Source organism: Streptomyces mutomycini (genome assembly GCF_001700505.1).
Taxonomy (GTDB): Bacteria; Actinomycetota; Actinomycetes; order Streptomycetales; family Streptomycetaceae; genus Streptomyces; species Streptomyces mutomycini.
Window position 1 is genome coordinate 1 of sequence record NZ_MAPV01000393.1, and the last position, 1593, is coordinate 1593.

Consider the following 1593-nt stretch of genomic DNA (forward strand, 5'->3'; position numbering starts at 1 on the left):
GCCGGGGCCCAGGCCCGGGGGGCGGTCGCCGAGGCCGAGGCGCACGCTGACGCACAGGCTCGCGCGGCGACCTCGCTGACCGACGCGGTCGAGTCCGAGGAAGTGGCCGAAGCGAAGAAGCGAGCAGCCGAAGCGAACGCGCGAGTGGTCGAAGCCGAGGCGCGAGCAGCCGAAGCGGAGAAGACGAAGGCGGCCGATCTTGTGAAGGCGGCGATCGACAACCAGCGTGCTGCCGAAGCCACGCAGCGAGTAGCCGAAGCGGAGAAGCAAGCAGCCGAAGCGAAGCGGCGAGCAGCCGAAGCCCGGCTGCAGGAAGCCGAAATCACCCGGCGAGCGGTCGAGGCCGAGGACACCGCGAACCTCACCGCACGCCAGCGCCGGGTGCGCGTCGTGGCTCGGATGATCCTGGCGAAGGCGCCCGAGGACGTGTCGCTGGAGGAGGTCGCCACGGCGATCGGAGTCACCTCCGGCAGCACCGCGTCGACCACCAAGGCCGACGCCGTCGCGCTGATCGAAGCCGGATACGACCCCGCTCGCGGGATCGACCCGGAGGCGCCGTCCCGTACGGCGTGAGACCACAGTAGTCCGGCACACACCGATGAAGGCCAGCCCGCACCAATCGGGCTGGCCTTCGTCGCGACTGCCGGAAGCAGTCACCGCGGCTGCCGGAAGCAGCCACCACGACCAGGACGTGCTTACCGCCCTGGTCACAGTCCCAACGGTAGAGGAGAAACCCATGAGTTCCGCCGAGAAATGGACTTCCGAGCACCTCCTGTCGTCCGCGGACCGGGCGATCCACCTCGAGCAGCGCCGGGCGCAGCTCCTGCCGATCGTCGACGACCTGCGCCGCCTGGCCCGCGAGATGGACGCGGAGGTCAAGGAGATGGAGTCCATCGAGGGAGACCTGCCCGGACAGGCCAAGCTCCGGGCCTGGCACGTCGCGAAGCCGCTGTTCAAGGCGGCCGACGACGTCGAGAAGGCGCTGGCCGACCTGATCAGCTTCAACGCCCGGTTCCAGAAGGCGTACGAGGACCTGCCGAACAGGCGCGAGGAGAAGCGCCGGCGGAAGGTACTGGCGAAGAACGGGCAGGCCCCGGCGATCGAGTCGGGCCAGGCCGGGACGGCGGTGCAGGCCAAGAGGGACGAGTTCGGGGACGTCTTCGACGGCCTGCGGCGGGGGGCCTGACCGGTGGCAGCGCAGACGAAGGCCGAGCGCCAGGCGGCCAACCGCCTGGCGCACTTCCAGAAGCGCCAGGCGGAGAGGGCCGAGCGTGGTCCGCGCGGCCTGGCCGAGTCGTGGATGGAGCGGGCCCGGGCCATCGCCGCGACCCGTGAGAAGAGCGGCGACGAGGAGGCGTGGAACGACCTCTCCCGCACCATCGCGAACTGGGTCGCCCGCTACGAGCAGTGACCGCCGGGTCAATCAATCCACCGGTCAATCCGGGCTGTGACCGCCTTCGGCTCGCGTAATGCGGAGGCACGGGCGCTCGGGCGCACGGACACGTGCGCGCGTACGCGAGGCGGTCACAGCCTGTCAAGGCGTTCCGAAGGGAAAATCATGAGCGACGACACCAACGTCCTCCCGTTCCGCCC

Annotated in this window: 2 protein-coding genes and 1 pseudogene; all 3 read left to right on the forward strand. The window is 70.2% G+C overall.

Going from position 1 to position 1593, the window contains the following annotated elements; genetic code table 11:
* Window positions 1-573: pseudogene (locus tag BFF76_RS33240) on the forward strand (DUF2637 domain-containing protein); the annotation flags it as partial.
* A 163-nt stretch (window positions 574-736) separates the two neighbouring features.
* Complete coding sequence (locus BFF76_RS30670) at window positions 737-1186, forward strand: hypothetical protein (protein ID WP_065849515.1); 450 nt, start codon at window positions 737-739, stop codon at window positions 1184-1186.
* Between the two features lie 3 nt (window positions 1187-1189).
* Complete coding sequence (locus tag BFF76_RS30675) at window positions 1190-1411, forward strand: hypothetical protein (RefSeq protein ID WP_065849516.1); 222 nt, start codon at window positions 1190-1192, stop codon at window positions 1409-1411.
* Window positions 1412-1593: the final 182 nt, after the last annotated feature.

Coding starts and splice junctions, on each gene's coding strand:
- BFF76_RS30670 (WP_065849515.1), top strand. CDS start 737: ATGAGTTCCGCCGAGAAATGGACTTCCGAGCACCTCCTGTCGTCCGCG.